Annotated in this window: 1 protein-coding gene; it reads left to right on the top strand. The window is 62.8% G+C overall.

From position 1 onward, the window contains the following. Positions 1–3: 3 nt before the first annotated feature. Positions 4–537 (top strand): AMP-binding protein (locus IH09_RS38655; protein WP_318279676.1); only part of this gene is annotated, 534 nt, incomplete at its 3' end.

The following is a 537-nucleotide window of genomic DNA, read 5'->3' as shown; positions in this document are numbered from 1 at the left end:
TTGGTGGGTTTGGGTGTGGGGCCTGAGGTTGCGGTGGGGGTGCGGTTGGGTCGTGGTGTGGAGTTTGTGGTGGCGGTTTTGGCGGTGTTGAAGGCGGGGGGTGTGTATGTGCCGTTGGATGAGCGGTGGCCTGAGGCGCGGGTGGCTTCGGTGTTGGCGGAGACGGGTGTGCGTGTGGTGGTGGGGGATGGTGTCGGGGATTTTGTGGTGGGGCCGGAGCCGGTTGCGGGGCCGGTTGTGGTTTCGGGTGTGAATTCGGGTGTGAATTCGGGCGTGGATTTGGGCGTGAATTCGGGTGCGGGCTCCGGTGTGGTTTCGGGTGCGGGGTCTGATGGTGATGTGGTTGATGGTGTTGTTGGTGGGGGGAATTTGGGTGTGGTGGTGGGGGGTGAGGGTTTGGCGTATGTGATGTTTACGTCGGGTTCTTCGGGTGTGCCTAAGGGTGTGGGTGTGACGCGGGGGGATGTGGTGGGTTTGGCGTTGGATTCGGGGTGGGTGGGTGGTGTGGTGGAGCGGGTGTTGTTGCATTCGCCGTTT

The sequence above is a fragment of the Streptomyces celluloflavus genome (assembly GCA_000720995.1).
Lineage (GTDB): Bacteria > Actinomycetota > Actinomycetes > Streptomycetales > Streptomycetaceae > Streptomyces > Streptomyces celluloflavus.
Note: the sequence above shows the minus strand (reverse complement) of the source record. Positions and strands in the feature narration are given on the sequence as shown.